Annotated in this window: 18 protein-coding genes and 2 pseudogenes; 5 read left to right on the forward strand and 15 right to left on the reverse strand. The window is 43.4% G+C overall.

From position 1 onward, the window contains the following. Positions 1-196: 196 nt before the first annotated feature. The 3 genes from purC to dapA are packed head-to-tail and all read right to left on the reverse strand — an operon-like array spanning position 197 to position 2,465. Positions 197-916, reverse strand: coding sequence for a phosphoribosylaminoimidazolesuccinocarboxamide synthase (gene purC / locus F952_RS04540; protein WP_004923151.1), 720 nt, complete (start codon positions 914-916; stop codon positions 197-199). Between the two features lie 37 nt (positions 917-953). Beyond that, a complete protein-coding gene (locus F952_RS04545; RefSeq protein ID WP_004923153.1) occupies positions 954-1,559 on the reverse strand; it encodes a hypothetical protein in 606 nt (201 codons plus the stop codon). Between the two features lie 9 nt (positions 1,560-1,568). Next, on the reverse strand, positions 1,569-2,465 hold the full coding sequence (gene dapA / locus F952_RS04550; protein ID WP_004923154.1) for a 4-hydroxy-tetrahydrodipicolinate synthase: 897 nt from the start codon (positions 2,463-2,465) through the stop codon (positions 1,569-1,571). A 415-nt stretch (positions 2,466-2,880) separates the two neighbouring features. On the opposite strand from dapA, the gene pncA reads away from it, so the two are divergent. Further along, positions 2,881-3,510 carry a bifunctional nicotinamidase/pyrazinamidase gene (gene pncA, locus F952_RS04555; protein ID WP_004923156.1) on the forward strand — a complete coding sequence of 210 codons (630 nt, stop codon included), beginning with the start codon at positions 2,881-2,883 and terminating at the stop codon, positions 3,508-3,510. 57 nt (positions 3,511-3,567) lie between these two features. Then, complete coding sequence (locus F952_RS04560; RefSeq protein ID WP_004923158.1) at positions 3,568-4,533, forward strand: bile acid:sodium symporter family protein; 966 nt, start codon at positions 3,568-3,570, stop codon at positions 4,531-4,533. On the opposite strand, the gene F952_RS04565 is transcribed toward F952_RS04560, so the two are convergent. From F952_RS04565 to F952_RS04625, 12 genes and pseudogenes are all read right to left on the reverse strand, one after another. Next, complete coding sequence (locus F952_RS04565) at positions 4,506-4,991, reverse strand: 2-thiouracil desulfurase family protein (RefSeq protein WP_004923160.1); 486 nt, start codon at positions 4,989-4,991, stop codon at positions 4,506-4,508. The two genes, F952_RS04560 and F952_RS04565, sit on opposite strands and share 28 nt — an antisense overlap. Before the next feature lie 2 nt (positions 4,992-4,993). Further along, positions 4,994-5,281 (reverse strand): GNAT family N-acetyltransferase, encoded by a 288-nt coding sequence (locus F952_RS04570; RefSeq protein WP_004923162.1) that lies wholly within the window; start codon positions 5,279-5,281, stop codon positions 4,994-4,996. Between the two features lie 109 nt (positions 5,282-5,390). After that, positions 5,391-5,645 (reverse strand): annotated as a pseudogene (locus F952_RS04575) (VOC family protein); the annotation flags it as partial. Beyond that, a pseudogene (locus F952_RS16675) lies at positions 5,636-6,466 on the reverse strand (fumarylacetoacetate hydrolase family protein); the annotation flags it as partial. The pseudogenes F952_RS16675 and F952_RS04575, both read right to left, overlap by 10 nt. A gap of 243 nt (positions 6,467-6,709) precedes the next feature. Further along, positions 6,710-8,548 carry a glutamine--fructose-6-phosphate transaminase (isomerizing) gene (glmS, locus tag F952_RS04590; protein WP_004923173.1) on the reverse strand — a complete coding sequence of 613 codons (1,839 nt, stop codon included), beginning with the start codon at positions 8,546-8,548 and terminating at the stop codon, positions 6,710-6,712. A gap of 12 nt (positions 8,549-8,560) precedes the next feature. Beyond that, positions 8,561-9,925, reverse strand: coding sequence for a bifunctional UDP-N-acetylglucosamine diphosphorylase/glucosamine-1-phosphate N-acetyltransferase GlmU (glmU, locus tag F952_RS04595; RefSeq protein ID WP_004923178.1), 1,365 nt, complete (start codon positions 9,923-9,925; stop codon positions 8,561-8,563). Between the two features lie 19 nt (positions 9,926-9,944). Then, entirely contained in the window at positions 9,945-10,415 is a 471-nt protein-coding gene (locus tag F952_RS04600) for a phosphatidylglycerophosphatase A family protein (protein WP_161634729.1), read from the reverse strand. Positions 10,416-10,437: 22 nt separating this feature from the next. Next, positions 10,438-11,355 carry a thiamine-phosphate kinase gene (thiL, locus tag F952_RS04605; protein WP_004923184.1) on the reverse strand — a complete coding sequence of 306 codons (918 nt, stop codon included), beginning with the start codon at positions 11,353-11,355 and terminating at the stop codon, positions 10,438-10,440. 14 nt (positions 11,356-11,369) lie between these two features. After that, complete coding sequence (gene nusB, locus F952_RS04610) at positions 11,370-11,819, reverse strand: transcription antitermination factor NusB (protein WP_004923188.1); 450 nt, start codon at positions 11,817-11,819, stop codon at positions 11,370-11,372. A gap of 3 nt (positions 11,820-11,822) precedes the next feature. Then, positions 11,823-12,293 carry a 6,7-dimethyl-8-ribityllumazine synthase gene (ribH, locus tag F952_RS04615; protein WP_004923191.1) on the reverse strand — a complete coding sequence of 157 codons (471 nt, stop codon included), beginning with the start codon at positions 12,291-12,293 and terminating at the stop codon, positions 11,823-11,825. 11 nt (positions 12,294-12,304) lie between these two features. Further along, the gene (gene ribBA, locus F952_RS04620) at positions 12,305-13,426 is read right to left on the reverse strand and encodes a bifunctional 3,4-dihydroxy-2-butanone-4-phosphate synthase/GTP cyclohydrolase II (protein WP_004923193.1); all 1,122 of its coding nucleotides are present in this window, start codon (positions 13,424-13,426) and stop codon (positions 12,305-12,307) included. Positions 13,427-13,721: 295 nt separating this feature from the next. Then, positions 13,722-15,017 (reverse strand): hypothetical protein, encoded by a 1,296-nt coding sequence (locus F952_RS04625; RefSeq protein ID WP_004923197.1) that lies wholly within the window; start codon positions 15,015-15,017, stop codon positions 13,722-13,724. 77 nt (positions 15,018-15,094) lie between these two features. Here F952_RS04625 and serB point away from each other — a divergent pair, with 77 nt between their 5' ends. The 3 genes from serB to F952_RS04645 all read left to right on the forward strand — a co-directional run bounded on the left by serB (position 15,095) and on the right by F952_RS04645 (position 17,709). Then, positions 15,095-16,315, forward strand: a complete 1,221-nt coding sequence (gene serB, locus F952_RS04630; protein WP_004923203.1) for a phosphoserine phosphatase SerB — start codon at positions 15,095-15,097, stop codon at positions 16,313-16,315. Positions 16,316-16,733: 418 nt separating this feature from the next. Next, positions 16,734-17,069 carry a ciprofloxacin tolerance protein AciT gene (gene aciT, locus F952_RS04640; RefSeq protein WP_004923206.1) on the forward strand — a complete coding sequence of 112 codons (336 nt, stop codon included), beginning with the start codon at positions 16,734-16,736 and terminating at the stop codon, positions 17,067-17,069. 154 nt (positions 17,070-17,223) lie between these two features. Next, positions 17,224-17,709, forward strand: a complete 486-nt coding sequence (locus F952_RS04645) for a hypothetical protein (protein ID WP_004923210.1) — start codon at positions 17,224-17,226, stop codon at positions 17,707-17,709. Positions 17,710-17,745: the final 36 nt, after the last annotated feature.

The raw sequence follows: 17,745 nt of genomic DNA on the forward strand, positions 1-17,745 counted from the left end.
TAAAAATAAGTAAAGAAAGGTACTTTATCGTGCATTTTTAGTTGAATTTAACAGATTGATTAGTTTTTGCACCATAATGGAATGATTCTGGATTTGATCTGATACACAGAAAATGAATAGCTTTGGGATTGGCTTGAGCTATAAAAAAAGGTAGTCATTAAGACTACCTTGATTACTCACTTTAACAAGTGATTAATTAGATATCATCGAGGTTAATGCCTAAACGTGCAGCAACTTCTTCGTAGGCTTCAACTACGCCGCCCAAACCTTGACGGAAGCGATCTTTGTCGAGTTTTTTCTTGGTGTCTTTATCCCACAAACGGCAACCGTCTGGAGAGAATTCATCACCAAGTACGATACGGTCATGGAATACACCAAATTCAAGTTTGAAATCGACCAGAATCATGTTGCCTGCATCAAATAATGCCTTGAGAACATCATTCACTTGATAGGTCAATTCTTTCATTTTTTCTAGCTGATCTGCAGTTGCCCAACCTAAAGCAATCGCTTGAGATTCGTTCACCATTGGATCGCCAAGCGCATCATCTTTAAAAAACAATTCGAATGTTGGTGGAGTCAGTTGCTTACCTTCTTCAACACCTAAACGGCGGCATAAAGAACCCGCAGCATAGTTACGAATAACACATTCAACAGGAATCATATTGAGCTTTTTCACCAATACTTCATTTGGAGTCAAAAGCTTTTCAAAGTGAGTTTCGATACCAGCTTCGGCCAGTTTTTCCATGATAAAGGCATTGAAACGGTTGTTGACCTTGCCCTTACGATCTAGCTGTTCGATTTTTTCGCCATTGAACGCTGAGGCATCATCACGAAAGACTAAAATCAAATGGTCTGCGCTGTCTGTTTCATAGACAGATTTTGCTTTACCAGTATAGAGCAAGGTTTGTTTTAACATGAGGGAACCTTTTGCAAAAAAAAATTGCCTAGAGAGACTAGGCTGGCCAATTTTGGTAAATCTGGTTTAACACTTGGTTGGCAGTGGCGGCATCTGCAAAACTATTACTTGGTGTAAAGAGTGCCAGATTGTTGCTGGTACCAACAGCAGTGAGCTTAAGAACAAAAACCTGCTCACCGACTTTGATCGTAGCTTGATATGCATTTTTGTCTTGAGCAATCACAGAATAATTCAGGCTGCTGAGTGTAGCCATGGTGTACTGCCAAATTGCATCGGATGAACCATCAATTTGCAGTAGCGGATTCTTGTTACCGTCAATCACCAAGCGCGGACGACTTGTTTCTGTAGTCGCACCTGAGGTATTTGCTGTTTGTACAGGGGTTACTTCAGGACGTGGCAAGGCATAGCGGTTACCACGCTTGTTTTCGAGCGTTGGTGCATGCTGGATTGCCAGCTCATCAACAATTGGCGCAGGATACAGCGGCGTAAATGGTCGCATGGTTGTGTCAGCAGGCAATTCAAGTGGCGCTAAAGTAGAAGCCTTTTTATAGTCCAAAGAATGATTATTTAAACTCAAGCTGCTACAACCAGCCAAAGCGATACTGGCGATTGCGAAGGTAAACCCAAGACGTAACTGCATCATAATTTGCTCTTATTGAATAATTCCCGCAGCTTTTAGCTGATGACGGAGAGGTTCACGATATTGTTCAGCGAGAGGTGTTAATGGTAGACGAATACCTGTATCAACTAATCCCATCTCATGTAGCGCCCATTTCACAGGAATTGGGTTCGATTCGCAAAATAGAATATTGTGTACATTTGCAACTTGATCATTGAGCACCTTTGCCTGCTCTTTTTGACCTTGCAATGCAGTTGCACATAACTCACTCATTGCTTTAGGAATAATATTTGCAGTTACCGAAATATTACCTTTTGCACCCAGTGTAATCAGTTCCCATGCAGTTTCATCATCACCAGAATATACCGCCATTTTACCATTTAGGCCTTCAATGAGTGCCTGACCACGTGGAATATCGCCAGTTGCATCTTTAATACCAATAATATTGGTAAGATCAGCCAGACGAATTGCAGTTTCATTGGATAAATCGACACCAGTACGACCTGGTACGTTATAAAGAATCTGCGGAATATCAACTGCTTCAGCAATCGCTTTATAGTGTTGGTAGAGGCCTTCTTGTGTGGGTTTATTATAATAAGGTGTCACGAGAAGTGCTGCATCAGCGCCAAGATCTTTAGCAGCCTGAGTCAGCTCGATTGCTTCGTGAGTTGAGTTTGCACCAGTACCAGCAATAATTGGAATACGTTTGTTGGCCACACGAATGATTTCTTGAATAACTTTTGTGTGTTCTTCCATGCTCAATGTTGACGCTTCGCCAGTGGTTCCGACGGCGACAATACTGTTTGTACCTTGTTGTATGTGCCACTCAACGAGCTTCTCAAGACCCTTCCAATCTACACTGCCATCTTGATGCATAGGGGTGACGATTGCGACAATTGAGCCTTGAATGGTCGGTGCTTGCTGAGTCATTTTAAAAAAATATCCTATTTTTCCATCCGAATGAAATAGTAAAAACGAAAAGTGGACGGTCTGCAGTATTCTGAGTGTAAGTCATATTCTAGACAAGTAGTCTGGATGACTATTATGCAAATTATGACTGATCAGAGAGATAAGAACAATATGCTTTAGCCAAAGCATGAAAAAACTTTGACAGAATAAAGAGTTTCTCAACGAAAATGTTATGGTTGAGTTGGTTTTATACAAGTAAACGTGTTTCTCCCAGATGATAAAATCTGTTTGCTGCAATCTGACTGAGGCAAAAAGCTTGTATCATGATGTCGAGTTGCTATGCTGCGATGTGGTGAGAAAACGTAATCAATCACAACAATAAGATCCTTCTGTCTAGGTCGATAATATTTAAGGCAGAATGATGCTGGAGCTTAGAATGAAACAGGCAAACAATTGCGCGTTGATCGTGGTGGATGTGCAAAATGGATTTACGCCAGGCGGTAATTTGGCGGTTGCTGGTGCGGATCAGATTATTCCATGCATTAATCAGTTGGGTACCTGTTTTGATACTATTGTGATTACACAGGACTGGCATCCACACAATCATATCTCTTTTGCTAGTAATCATCTGGGAAAACAGCCATTTGATACCATTCAATTGCCTTATGGCCCGCAAGTATTATGGCCAAGCCATTGTGTTCAGGGTACTCAGGATGCCGAGTTACATCCTGCACTTGATTTACCCACGGCACAATTGATTATTCGCAAAGGTTTTCATCGCAATATCGACAGTTACTCAGCTTTTATGGAGGCGGATCGGCATACCTCGACGGGTCTGGCAGGCTACTTAAAAGAGCGGGGCATTGATACAGTTTATATTGTGGGGATTGCAACTGATTTTTGTGTGGCATGGACAGCAATTGATGCCTCTAAGGCAGGACTAAACAGTTATGTCATTATAGATGCCTGTAAAGCCATCGATATGAATGGCTCGCTACAACATGCTTGGCAGGAAATGCTGGCATCGGGCGTTCAACGTATTTCATCACGCAATATTTTGGTTTAAGGTACGCACCCTTACGGATTAATGCAAATTGTAAAAATTAAGATGGAGCGCGGACGAATGATGGCATTGTTGCGATTTACCGCTTTTGTGCAAAAAACCTTTGCACTGTGGGTGGTGGTCTTTGCTGCGCTGGCGTTCTGGATGCCAGATGTATTTGTGTGGCTGAAAGCCTATATTCCTTGGATGCTGGGGATCATTATGCTTGGGATGGGCATGACCATGTCCTTACAAGATTTTCAGGGAATATTGCGCTATCCCAAAGCTGTGCTGATTGGGGTGGTGGCGCAGTTTGTGGTGATGCCAGGGTTGGCCTTTTTACTGTGTCAGTTATTTCAGTTGCCTTCAGAGATCGCGATTGGTGTGATTTTGGTGGGATGCTGTCCAGGCGGAACGGCATCGAATGTCATTACCTATATGGCGCGAGGGAATATTGCACTCTCAGTGGCATGCACCAGCGTCTCGACCCTGCTTGCACCGCTTTTGACGCCAGCCATTTTTTATCTGCTGGCCAGTCAATGGATTCAGATCGATGCAATGTCGATGTTTGTATCGATTTTACAGGTGATTTTGTTTCCTATCCTGATTGGGCTACTGCTACGACGTTTCTTTGCTCGACAGGTAAATCGATATATCGAGGTGATGCCACTGATTTCGGTATTTGCAATTGTAGCCATTGTTGCAGCAATTATTGGAGCGAGCAAAGCTGCGATATTACAATCAGGCGCGTTAATACTTGCAGTAGTTATGTTGCACAATGGTTTGGGTTTCCTGATTGGCTATTGGGCAAGTCGCTGGTTAAGGCTGTCCGATTACGATAGCAAAGCCATTGCAATTGAAGTGGGGATGCAAAATTCTGGACTGGGCGTAGCTTTGGCCGCCGTACATTTTGCTGCATCACCTATTACTGCAGTGCCGAGTGCTATTTTTAGTTTGTGGCACAACATTTCAGGCGCAATGCTGGCAACGTATTGGGCTCGTCAAAGCAAGCAAAAAACTCAGCAAGAGCCTAGAGATAATTTTTGATTTGCATACCATTGCTCAAGCTCATGCTCAGACAAAATTTCAAAACCATGCTGCTTGAGCAGTGCCGCTGTAACGCCAAGACCTGTCCGTTTCTGGCCATTAAACTGCCCGTTATAAATGAACTGTGAACCACAAGATGGGCTATTTTCTTTTAAGACAATTGCTATGGCTTGATAGAATTGGACGATCTTGAGTGTTTGATAGGCGCCTGCAATAAATGCAGCACTTACATCTTGACCATTGCTATCAATCACTTTGGCACGCCCCGCCAATACATCATCTCCAGTGCCGCCCTGAATTTCGGCAGCAGGGCGAGGCGTAGGCAACCCACCCAGACATTCTGGGCAAATGGGCTTGGCTTTACCTTGTGCAATTAGACTCTTGATCAGAGAAACCGTGCAACTTTTGCCATCATAGCGTACCGGCTCACCAGCAAGACAGGCACTGACCAATAACATCGTTAGGCATCTCTTAATACATCACGTAATTCTGGATGTTTATCAAAAACAGATTTGGCATATGGGCAAAGCGGAATAATTTTAAGTTGTTTTTTACGCGCGAAATCAATTACAGCATCAAGTAGTTGACGTCCAATACCTTGTCCACGATAGCTATCTGCAACATCGGTATGGTCAATGATGAACAGTTGATCGCCTGCCCATGTGTACACCATTTCACCCGCAAGCTTTTCATCATCGTATCCTTCAAATACGCCGTGTTTGCCATCGTCTTTTTGTTTTATATCCAAGCTGATCTCCTAAGTTTAATTTATGATGATTTATGAGACTTCGAGTCATGACCATAACATGAAAATCCAGCAAAATCTGTGTAACATTGATATCGACTAAGTTTTGAGTTTAACTTAGTTCTTCTGCATGTAGAAAATGGGTATGGTGCGGTGCCCGCTTGGTGCGCGTCCATTTATCCAGCATCTCATATTTAATTTGCTCGGTAATCGGAGCAATTTTCTCTGGTGAGCATGGGTCATCATAGGTCAGTTCAATGCGGTGACCGTTAGGATCAAAGAAATAAATCGAGTGAAAAATACCGTGGTTCGTTATACCAAGCACATCGATACCGTTATTTTCCAAGTGCACTTTGGCTTCAAGCAATGGCCTTTCATTACCAGCGTATCGCCATCTTGCAAAAGCCGCGCTACTCACCATTTGAAAGTTACAACGGTTTGCTGTTATTCCAGGTAATTTCTAAAAGAGAACCGTAAGAATCAGGTGTTGGACCAGAAATTGTGCCTGAACCCATCAAGTCACTCACTTGTACATTACAACCTGCCACCATGTGATGAGTCAGTTGCTGTGCTATCGACCAGTACATATATTTAAAATTAGTTTTGCAGATTATGTCTGCCTGTTCTTGATATTTTGCTTTGAGTTCAACCGATAAATAAATGTCATAGCTATTGGCAGATAGATCTTCTTGTAAATACGTCAGTGGAAGGGGATTTTGCGCTGGTGAGCTGGTTTTAAAGGATTCAAGTGCCTCAAGGGTAACAATCCATGGCAAGATGGATGAAGCAAAGCTTTTGGCATTAAATGGTCCTAACGGGACATACTCCCATTGGCAAGTCACGCGCCGACCAGTCATTAAACAGTACTATACCAAAAATATGATCCCACGCAGATTCAATCGGAATTGGCTGACCAACCTGGCTACTTTTTCCAATGATAAACCCAGTTTCCAGTTCAAAATCTAGCTTGTGACAGGCAGAAAAGACTGGACGTTCCTGATCGGGCAATTTGATTTGGCCAGATGGACGGATAATATCAGTTCCGCTGACCATCACCCAATCGCCGAGGGCTACACCCACCCGACGTTTACCGTGTACTGTTGTACTAAAAATACCATACGGCAGGTTTTGAATCGGAAAATCTGACTGAGGTGAAACATCAATAAACGAAGATAAAGATGTAGTCATTTTTCTGCATTCCTTAGCAAATGAATTTTTTCTTTATCTTCATCATACGGATTTTTTATAATTACGAATTATGAAAATTTATTGCGAATAATGTAATTTTTATAATTGAAATATAAATTCATTTAATTGGATGAACCAGCGTCTAAATTTAATTTATAGATAAAAAACCCTGTTTCATTGAAACAGGGTTTTTTATAGTTGATAGATAATATTTTAAAAAATGATATATATCAATATCTTAAGTTATTCCACCGTGACCGACTTGGCAAGGTTACGTGGTTGATCGACATCTGTACCACGTAGTACCGCAACATGGTAAGACAGTAATTGAACTGGAATACTGTAAACAATCGGTGCCAGCCAAGCATTGACCTCCGGAATCAAGACCACATGTTGACGGTCTTTCTCACGAACGCCACTGTTTTCATCAGCAAAGACAAACAGCTCACCACCACGTGCTTGCACTTCTTCCATATTCGATTTTAGCTTGTCCAGCATGTCGTCATGAGGTGCCAAAATCACCACAGGCATTTCATTATCGACCAATGCCAATGGACCATGTTTGAGCTCACCCGCTGCATAACCTTCTGCATGAATGTACGAAATTTCTTTCAGCTTCAATGCACCTTCAAGTGCGATTGGATAATGCGTGCCACGGCCTAAGAACAAGCAATGTTGCTTTTCCACAAACAGCTCAGATAAGCGTAAAATTTCTGCATTGTGCTGTAATGTATCTAGCATCACTTTTGGACAGTGCCAAAGTTGTGATGCAATCTCAGCAATTTGCTCAGCAGCAATTTGCTCTTTCACCTGACCAATCTTCAGAATTAATAACATTAATGCTGCAAGCTGTGTGGTAAAGGCCTTGGTTGAAGCCACGCCAATTTCTGGACCAGCCAAGGTGAGCAAATGATGGTCTGTTTCACGAACCATTGAAGATGTTGCGACATTACAGATGGTTAATGTTGAGATCTGAATATCTTTAGCTTTGGCACGTTTTTGAGTATCACGCAGGGCAGCCAAGGTATCAGCCGTTTCACCCGATTGTGAAATGCAGATGTACAGAGTATTCGCCACAATAACAGGTGAGCGATAACGGAACTCACTGGCAATTTCGACTTGGCAGGGAACACCAATCAATTGTTCAAACCAGTACTTGGCAATCATCCCCGCATGGTAACTGGTACCACAGGCAATAATCTGTACATTTTGAATTTGATTAAAGTCTGCTTCAGCAAATTGCAGGAAATCTTCGCGTAAAGCATTGCCATTTAAAGCCTGAGAAATCGTTTGCTGAATGGCTTCTGGCTGCTCATAAATCTCTTTGAGCATGTAGTGCTTATATTCGCCTTTTGAAGCATTACTTACCGATGCATCCAGCTCTTTAACTGGACGTTCGATTTTGACACCATGCGCATAAATTTCAATGCTGTCACGGGTTAGACGTGCAATATCACCTTCTTCGAGGTACACAAAGCGGTTGGTGACAGGCAATAGTGCAAGTTGGTCGGAGCTGATAAAGTTTTCGCCAATCCCGACGCCAATCACCAAAGGCGAACCTTCACGTACAGTAATAAGTTCGTCTGGATAGTCGGTATGGATAATGCCGAGTGCATAAGCCCCTTTGAGTTCAGGCACAACTTCCCGTACGGCATCCAGCAGGTTATGCTGCTCAGTCATGGCATGGTTAATAAGATGAGCAACCACTTCGGTATCGGTTTGAGAAGTAAACACATAACCCAGTGCTTCAAGATCATCTTTAAGTTCTTGATAGTTTTCAATAATGCCGTTATGTACTACAGCAACCGATCCCGAAGTATGCGGATGTGCATTATTCTCTGTAGGTTTACCGTGTGTCGCCCAGCGAGTATGTGCAATACCCAGTGAACCTGAAATTTTACTTTGTGCAACCGCTTCTGCCAAATTAGCAACTTTACCTACACGGCGCTCACGCAAGATCTGCTGCTGATTGATTAAAGCAACGCCCGCAGAGTCGTATCCACGGTATTCAAGGCGTTTTAATCCCTCGATCAAAATCTCGGCAATATTACGTTCTGCAACGCCTCCGACGATACCACACATACTGAGTTCCTCTTATTTTTTCAACTTTTGTGGACGTTGATAATTCGCTTTTTCAATCTGTTGCGCACGCTCAAATGCCAACGTATTTTCTGGCACATTACGTGTAATGACAGAACCTGCACCTACTGTTGCACCATCACCAATGCTTACAGGTGCAACCAGTGAGCTATTTGAACCGATAAAGACTGCATCACCAATAACTGTCTTATGCTTGTTGGCGCCATCATAATTACAGGTAATGGTACCTGCACCAATGTTTGAACCTGCACCGACTTCGGCATCACCTAAATAAGTAAAGTGATTGGCTTTTGAACCCACACCAATACTTGTGTTTTTGACTTCAACAAAATTGCCAATATGTACCTCGGCCGCCAGATGAGCACCTGGGCGCAAGCGGGCAAATGGACCAATCTGGGTATTTTCACCGACCACAGCATCTTCAAAAATGCTGTAAGGCTGTACTTTGGTGCCAGCAGCAATTTTAGTATTTTTGAGCACACAACCTGCACCAATTTCAACAAAATCACCGAGCTCACAGTTGCCTTCGATAATGACGTTAATATCTATGCGGACATCTTGCCCAATTTTAAGTGTACCACGCAAATCAAAACGTGATGGGTCAGTCAGGGTAACGCCTTGCTGCATCAGGCTTTTGGCTTGCTGTAACTGAAATTCTCGTTCAAGCGCTGCCAGTTGCAGTCGGTCATTGACGCCTTCAACTTCAAAAGCTAAATCGGGTTGAATAGACGCAATTTCAAGTCCATCAGCCACCGCCATTGCCACGATGTCGGTGAGGTAATATTCACCTTGTGCATTATTATTGGAAAGCTTTGGAAGCCATTCATGCAGTTTTTGGTTGCTTACACAATAGATGCCCGTATTAATTTCCTGAATCTGGCGCTGTTGCTCAGAAGCATCTTTGTGTTCAACAATCGCTTGAATTTTGTCACTTTCACGGATAATTCGGCCATAGCCCGTCGGATCTTCAACACGAAGCGTAATCATGCCAATACCTGTGGTGCTCGATACCGCAAGTAATTTTTCAAGGGTTTGCTGACGTACTAAAGGAACATCGCCATAAAGAATTAAAGACAAACCATCGTGTGGTAATACGGGTAAGGTCATTTGTACTGCATGACCTGTACCAAGTTGTTCGGTTTGTTCGACCCACTGAATATTTTCTTGCTGAAATTGTTGCTGAACCTGTGCGCCACCATGTCCAAAAATAGTAATAATATTATTTGCATTGAGCTGTTTTGCCGTCTGGATAACGTGCCCAAGCAGTGGACGCCCTGCCAGTGGTTGCAAAACTTTAGGAAGATGGGAACGCATGCGCGTTCCTTTACCAGCAGCAAGAATAATAACGGTCGTTGTCATGAATAACCTACTTAACGGTTTAGACCAGAGATAAATATATCAAAATACACAGTGCGGCCCACAATCCAGCGATAATATCGTCGAGCATGATGCCAAAGCCACCATGCACCTGACGATCAATCACCCGAATAGGCCAAGGCTTCCAGACATCAAAAAGTCTGAACAAGGCAAAACTGATGAGGGCCCATTTTACATCCATAAGATTAAAATAGATTAAAGGCAGAACGGTAATCGATTGTCCTGCAAATTCATCCCACACGATCCGTCCATCATCATGCACGCCCATAAGCTTGGCTGCTTTACCACAGATGTAAATGCCTACAAGACTCATCATCAAAATCATCAGGACACTTGGATAAAATCCAGCCCAGACCCAGAATGGAATAAATAACAACGCAAAAGCAGAACCAAAGGTTCCAGGTGCTTTGGGTAATAAACCTGAACCAAATCCTACACCACAAAAAACAATGCAGCGATCTGACCAAGACATCTGTTGAAAATTGATCGGTGGTTTAGGCAAAGTGTTGGTATCCCTTAAGCTGCAATGGGTAATCCTGACCCTGATATTCAAATGATAAATCTTGTTGTGCTGTGATTTCGCCAATTTTTGTGATGCTAATATTGAGTGGCTGTCTCAAAAGTTTTTCATAATGCTGTGGGCTAATCGTAAAACATAACTCATAATCATCACCACCTGCTAGCGCATATTGCCATTTTTGTTCAGACTCAAGTGAGGCGAGCAGCGGATCGATGGGGAGTTGGTCTAAACGGAGACGAGCACCTACATGCGATGCTTTAAGAATGTGACCCAAATCCTGTGCCAGACCATCCGATATATCAATCATACTGGAGGCGAGTCCTTTAAGGGTTTGCCCGAGTTCACAACGTGGTGTTGGATAATCCAGTCGTTGTTGTAAGCGGCTGCCTAAATGAGCCAGACCATAAGCGGCATCACCGATTTGACCACTGACAACTACATAGTCACCCACCTGTGCACCAGATCGGCAAATGGCTTGATGCTTTTCGATATATCCCAAGGCGGTCACGGTGATGGTCAGATGCGGACTCTGTGTGGTATCACCCCCAATCAGATGAACACCAAACTGATCACAACAATCATAGAGGCCCGCACTAAACGCTGCGAGCCAGTCGTGATCGACTTGAGGCAGACTGAGCGCCAGTAAAATACTATGTGGTTTTGCACCCATAGCGGCAATATCAGACAGATTGACTGCTACACTTTTCCAGCCAATGGCGTGTGCAGAAGTATCGAGAGGGAAATGCCGACCTGCAACCAGCGTATCGGTACAAATGACCAGTTGCTGTCCGCTTGGCGGATTAAGCAAGGCTGAGTCGTCGCCGACACCAAGTTCCTCGTCTTGCAATAAAGAACGGGAAAAATACTGGTCAATAACAGAAAACTCAGCCATATGTGCAACAAGTCTTAGTTGGCTTGTTGTTTTTCAGCTTCGCGTAATCTTGAAGCTAAACGATCAAGTACACCATTGATGTATTTGTGGCTATCAGCCCCACCAAAGTGTTTAGCGAGTTCGATGGCTTCGTCTAGAACAACACGATAAGGAATTTCGAGATGGTCTCGAAGCTCATATGCACCTAAACGTAAGGTTGCTAACTCGACGCCATCCAGAGCATTCAATTCACGGTCAAGTACCGGAACCAGTAACGTATCCAATGTTTCATGTTGTGCAACCACTTGCGTGAGCAATTCATGGTAATAGCCAAGATCGACCTTGTGCATTGCATTTTCAACACGAGTACGCGCTTCAATTTCATGCACTGGGTTACGGCTCATTTGCCATTCATAAATGCCTTGTACAGCAAAACGACGTGCTTTGCGTTTCGCTGCATAAGCGGCTTGGAGTGTTTGCGACATGCTTTAGATTGCCTTTAACAGATTAACCATTTCAATTGCAGTTAAGGCTGCTTCAGAACCTTTATTTCCTGCTTTTGTACCTGAACGCTCAATGGCTTGTTCGATACTGTCAGTGGTCAATACACCATTGATCACTGGAAGACTACTTTCAAGTGCAACAACACCCAGACCTTTGGCACATTCACCTGCAACAAAGTCGAAATGCGGGGTGCTACCACGAATAACTGCGCCCAAAGCGATAATGGCATCAAACTTATCCGACGCTGCCAGTTTTTTAGCAACGATTGGGAGTTCCCATGCACCTGGTGCGTAAGCAACAGTGATATTATCCTCGCTAACACCATGACGTTTCAAGGTGTCAATTGCACCTTCGAGCAAATGCTCAACGACAAAACTGTTAAAACGACCGACCAAAATCGCGTAACGGCCTTCGCTCGCGAGATGTAATAAACCTTCAATTCGGCGAATTGCCATAACAACCTCGATTAGTTCTCTATAGTTTGATCTGCGGTGATATATTCCACCACTTCCAAGTTAAATCCAGATAATGCATTGAAACGTAAAGGCGAACTGAGTAGCTTCATCTTTTCAACGCCCAAGTCACGTAAAATTTGTGCACCCACTCCAATGGTTTGGTACTGGTGAGAAAGTGCTGCATTTGATTTGAGTGGCTTAGGCTGGGTCAGACTTTCTAATGCTGGTCCCAGATCCTGTAGATGATTTTGTCCAATCCACACCAGTACCCCACGTTCAGCACTGGCAATGCTTTGAAGGGCGCGATCCAGATTCCAGGCTGGCTCGCCATCCTGTTTTTTCAGCTTGAGTAAGTCACGTGTTGGATTAAAGCCATGTACACGCACTGTGGTTACACCGTCTTTGGGCTCACCTTTCACCAGCGCCAAATGGATATCTGGATTACCAATTTCACGGTAGCGATAGAGTTCAAACGAACCGTAATCGGTTTCAATGGTTTGTTGCCCTAAACGTTCAACCGTTTGTTCATTGGTCATTCGATAGTGAATCAGGTCTGCAATGGTTCCAATTTTTAAACCATGTTTTTCAGCAAACACCTCTAAATCTTCACGACGTGCCATGGTGCCGTCTTCATTGATGATTTCACAAATCACAGAAGCAGGTTCAAGTCCTGCCAGACGAGTTAAATCACAGCCTGCTTCGGTATGACCGGCACGATGTAATACACCGCCTGGTTGAGCCATTAATGGAAAAATATGACCTGGTTGAACAATATCGCTTGGCTTGGCATGTGCAGCAACGGCTGTACGAATGGTATGCGCACGTTCTGCCGCCGAAATTCCTGTGGTAATCCCTTCTGCTGCTTCAATGGAAAGGGTAAAGTTGGTTGCGTGCTGTGCGCCGTTATGATCGACCATCAGTGGTAAATTCAGTTGCTGGCAACGCTCGCGGCTCAGCGTTAGGCAGACCAGTCCGCGTGCATGAGTAATCATGAAATTGATGTCTTCTGGGCGGACATGCGTTGCAGCCATCACCAGATCACCTTCGTTTTCACGATCTTCGTCATCCATCAGAATGACCATTTTGCCTGCGCGGATATCTTCGACAAGCGCTTCAACATGACTAAGCGGCATAAGCCTTTACCTTCTCACTGTGTCCGAAGACTGTTACCTTTCACAATTGATCGCATAGTCTACCGTGTTTTATCGATATTTGCCTATGCTTCTGTTATTTACTTTCTGGCTTACCTTTATACACAGAACATCAGTCACTTGAAAAGTCTGATCGGGTGAAAATTAAATCATTCTGCCTATGCTTTAATCAAGCTGATAGTCAAAAAATGCATGAACTTTGCTATATTTTTAATATAGCAGTCCATTTAAAAAAACAAACACCCGACAGATCGGGTGTTTGTTTGAGTGTGTAAACTCAGATTTTAGATGAGCTTTCCAGACTGGCATCAATTGACGCACGCGCTTTTTTACCCATGAGAATTTCGGTACGTAAACGCTGTGCCAGCTCGGCACATTCGTTATTCATTCCATTCATCATGAAGGCATGGCGTGTCATCACATTGCTTGGATTCGGCATAGCGACCAGTTGAAATGCTTCACCCACGACCTTTAGTTGATGGTTATTGAGATGCAATGCAGATTCCTTGGCATGCAAGTACCCAGTCAGACGCTGCGCAGCTTCAATCGGATTAAGCTGCATCGCTTCAATCGCAGTCGATACCGTAAAACGGGTTTGCAAGGCAAAACGCTTATCTTCACGATATCTTTTATAAAGCACATCGGAGAGTAACTGGAATACGCTACCCGTCATGAGTAAACACAAGGTGCCCTGTGTGGTCGGTTTGCTCATGATCAGGTTGGCACCTTGCTGATTGAACTCGTTGGCTACCTGAATCTCATTTGGATTCACGTGATAGTGTTTGCAGCTCAGTTCGATACTTTTTTGCAAAAAGATCTGACAGAGTTTGAAATAGGGGATCGAAACAGATTGGTTCACACTATTGAGCAATTGTTTTGGATCGTAAAACTGTACATTGAGTGCCACAGCCTGGTCATTCTGACCAGATTCAGGTAAAACTACATCGGGGATGTGTGCAGTTTTTTGTTTTGCCTGCTGTTTGGCTTGTGCGACCAGCGTGACGGTATTTTGTTTTTCAGTTTCGAGTGCCTGAATCAGTTGCTGGATTTCATGTTTAAGTCGAGCTTCGTTATTGATACGTGCCAGATATTCGCTGCGACTCGGACGTGCAATCGCACGATAAGCCAGCCATAGCAGGGCATGTATGAGAAAGGATGCCAAAATGGTAAGCCATTGTGTGCGTAAGATTTCACCAATACTTGGCTGGATCAGCGTCACTTCAATCGTACCGACCTTCTTTTCATTTTGCATTGCATCTCGGACAAATACCTCACCCTGACGTGTTTTTTCCATGCCACTGGTGGCCAGAACCTGTTTGTTGGCATCCAGAATACGAATAGAAGCAACACTTGGATTGGTGGCGTAGCGGTTGGCAATCAACGCCAGTGAAACCGTATTGGCTGGATCAAGCTCGGTCAGACTATCGGTGACCAGTTGACTGGTCATGAGCTGACCCTGACTGGCACGGTTTTCATTGAGTTGATGGGTAGTTGCAATCACCATTAAAAAGGTATGCAAAGCAAAACTTACGATTAATAGGCTAGCAAATAGCCCTTGTCGAGGTGCATTCAACGTAAACTTCCAAGGCAAATAGATTCAAATTCGATTATGATTCTTACAATAGTTGTAGCTCAAACCCGAGTCAATTCATGCGAGAAATCATTCTTATCTCTTTTTTGGGACCCGACCAACCTAATCAGTTCACCCGATTAATGCAGGTTTTGTCCGTTCATTCCTTACAAATTCTAGATGTCGGTCAGGCAGTCATTCACAATCAGCTTACCTTGGGCATCGTGGTTGCATCCGACGACGAAACCGCTACAGCACTAGCGATGAAGGAAATTTTGATTCTAGCACATGATATCGGCCTCACTGTGCGCTTTAAACCGATCTCAAGTGCAGAATACGATCAGTGGGTCAGTGAGGGCGGACGTACACGCTATATTGTGACAGCATTAGCGCCAGAATTGACCGCTTCACATTTACAAGCTGTTACCAAAATTGTCTCTAATCAAGGCTTCAATATTGAAACGGTAACCCGTTTATCGGGTCGACCAGCACTTGAGTTGGAGCAAGATGCACCTCAGCGTGCCTGTGTGCAGTTTGGTTTAAGTGGACAAATGCTCGATGCACAGGCGATGCGTGCCGCATGCTTAAGCCTCTCTGGTGAACTGAACATTGATGTGGCTGTGCAAGAAGACAACGCTTACCGTCGTAATCGTCGTTTGGTCTGTTTTGATATGGACTCGACCCTGATCGAGCAAGAGGTGATTGATGAGCTAGCACTTGAAGCAGGTGTTGGTGAGCAAGTTGCCGAAATCACCGAACGTGCCATGCAGGGCGAGCTGGATTTTCAGCAAAGTTTTCGCGCACGTGTGGCATTGCTTAAAGGTCTTGATGCCGCTGTGTTACCTAAAATTGCCGAGCGTCTCACCGTAACGGAAGGTGCAGAGCGTTTGATTTCTACTCTAAAAGCATTGGGTTATCGTACAGCAATCTTATCGGGCGGTTTTCAATATTTTGCAGAATATTTACAAGGTAAACTCGGGATTGATGAAGTCCATGCCAATATTCTGGATGTCGAAAATGGCTTCGTCACTGGTGAAGTGAAAGGTGCGATTGTCGATGGTGCGCGTAAGGCAGAATTACTACGTGATCTGGCACAGTGTATGGGAATTTCACTCGAACAGACCATCGCGGTAGGTGACGGTGCCAATGATCTACCAATGCTGTCGATTGCTGGTTTAGGCGTGGCATTTCGTGCTAAACCGCTGGTGCGTCAGAATGCCAATCAGGCAATTTCCAGTGTTGGTTTAGATGGCGTACTGTATCTGCTCGGGGTACATGATAAAGACTTGTCTCGTGCTTGATATAATCTCTCATGATGTAAAAACGCCATGATCTTATGGCGTTTTTTTATGTTTAATTTTAAAAGAATCAATGGCTTTTGTTCGCTAAAAAAAATGATAAATTTTGAAACGTATCGGGCAAAAAAAAATTAAAATCAGCCAATTTTGATGCATAGTTTTTTGTAATGACACGCCAACAATGATCATCTCTATCACTGCGGTTTTTTTGATTTATAAAAAAATGTAATGACAAAATAATGTTGCGACAATATGTGTCGCTATAAGCTTTTTGCACTCTTTTTTTCTCAAAAAAACGCTCCATAATGCTCTTACTGACAAAAATAGATTTTTGCTTCACCCAAGATATGAGACGGTTTAAAGGACTTAACGTGATGTTCTGCTTAGGATGCAGAGAATTAATCTTAGACGGAGGTTTAGTATGGTAACAGCGAACTTCGCCACATTACTTGGCGTTGCAATGATTGTGCTTGCACTTGCTGTTGTTTTCTTCTCGCCGTACCGTCATTGGCTCGGCTTTATGTTTGCAGGTATGTTTTTTTGGGGATTGATTGAGATTGTACGTTTTGGTGTACAGACTGCCTTTGAGATTCCAGTGACATATAGTTATCTGGCGGCACTGAGTTTTTCGATGGTGATGGTGACTTTGGTTTTACTTAGAGAAGACAAGCGTGCCCAGAAAGCTTTGGAAAATCGCCAGTACATCGAACATACGCCAGTGTATGAAGATGACCAGCAACAATTTTCAAGTCGTTAAACCGTAAAAAAGATCAATGAAAAAGGTGTAGCGCTGCTATGCCTTTTTATTTTTTTTATTATGTTTTGTTATACAAACACTTTATGGAAGCCTATACATTTATGCTAGGATGACTGAGTTCATTTTGATAAGAATACAAATAGGCTTTAATGTCATGAAACTTTCTTCTCTACCTGTTGTAAAGTTACCATTGGTTGATCTCAGCACAGATCCGCTTGATCTATTAGTGATGGGCTTGGCCTTGCGTATGAAACAATTGGCACGGACTTGTCCAAAATTTATTGAGCTCACCCATGACCGTGCGTTCCGCATTCAGATTGGAACCGATTTGGGATTTGCGCGCCAGATTATTGTCAATCATGGTCAGATCGAGACAGTCGCAGGGAGTGCAGAAAAAGCCGATTTTATTTTGCAGTTTGCAGACAGTGAACAAGGTGTCAAAACCTTAATCAAAGGTGATCCAACTGCCTTCATGACCGGTATGCAAAATGGCAGTATCAAAATGGAAGGTGATTTTAGCCTGCTGGTTTGGTTTAATCAGGCGGCTAAATTGATTCCGCCAAAATTGCCAAAACCAGTTAAACAGAAAATCAAGCAGGCACGTCAGTTTTTAAAAGAAAAAACAGGTAAATCGTTCTAAGAATCGATGTTAAAAAACGCCCTTTAAGGGCGTTTT

The organism is Acinetobacter baylyi DSM 14961 = CIP 107474, assembly GCF_000368685.1.
GTDB classification, from domain to species: Bacteria; Pseudomonadota; Gammaproteobacteria; order Pseudomonadales; family Moraxellaceae; genus Acinetobacter; species Acinetobacter baylyi.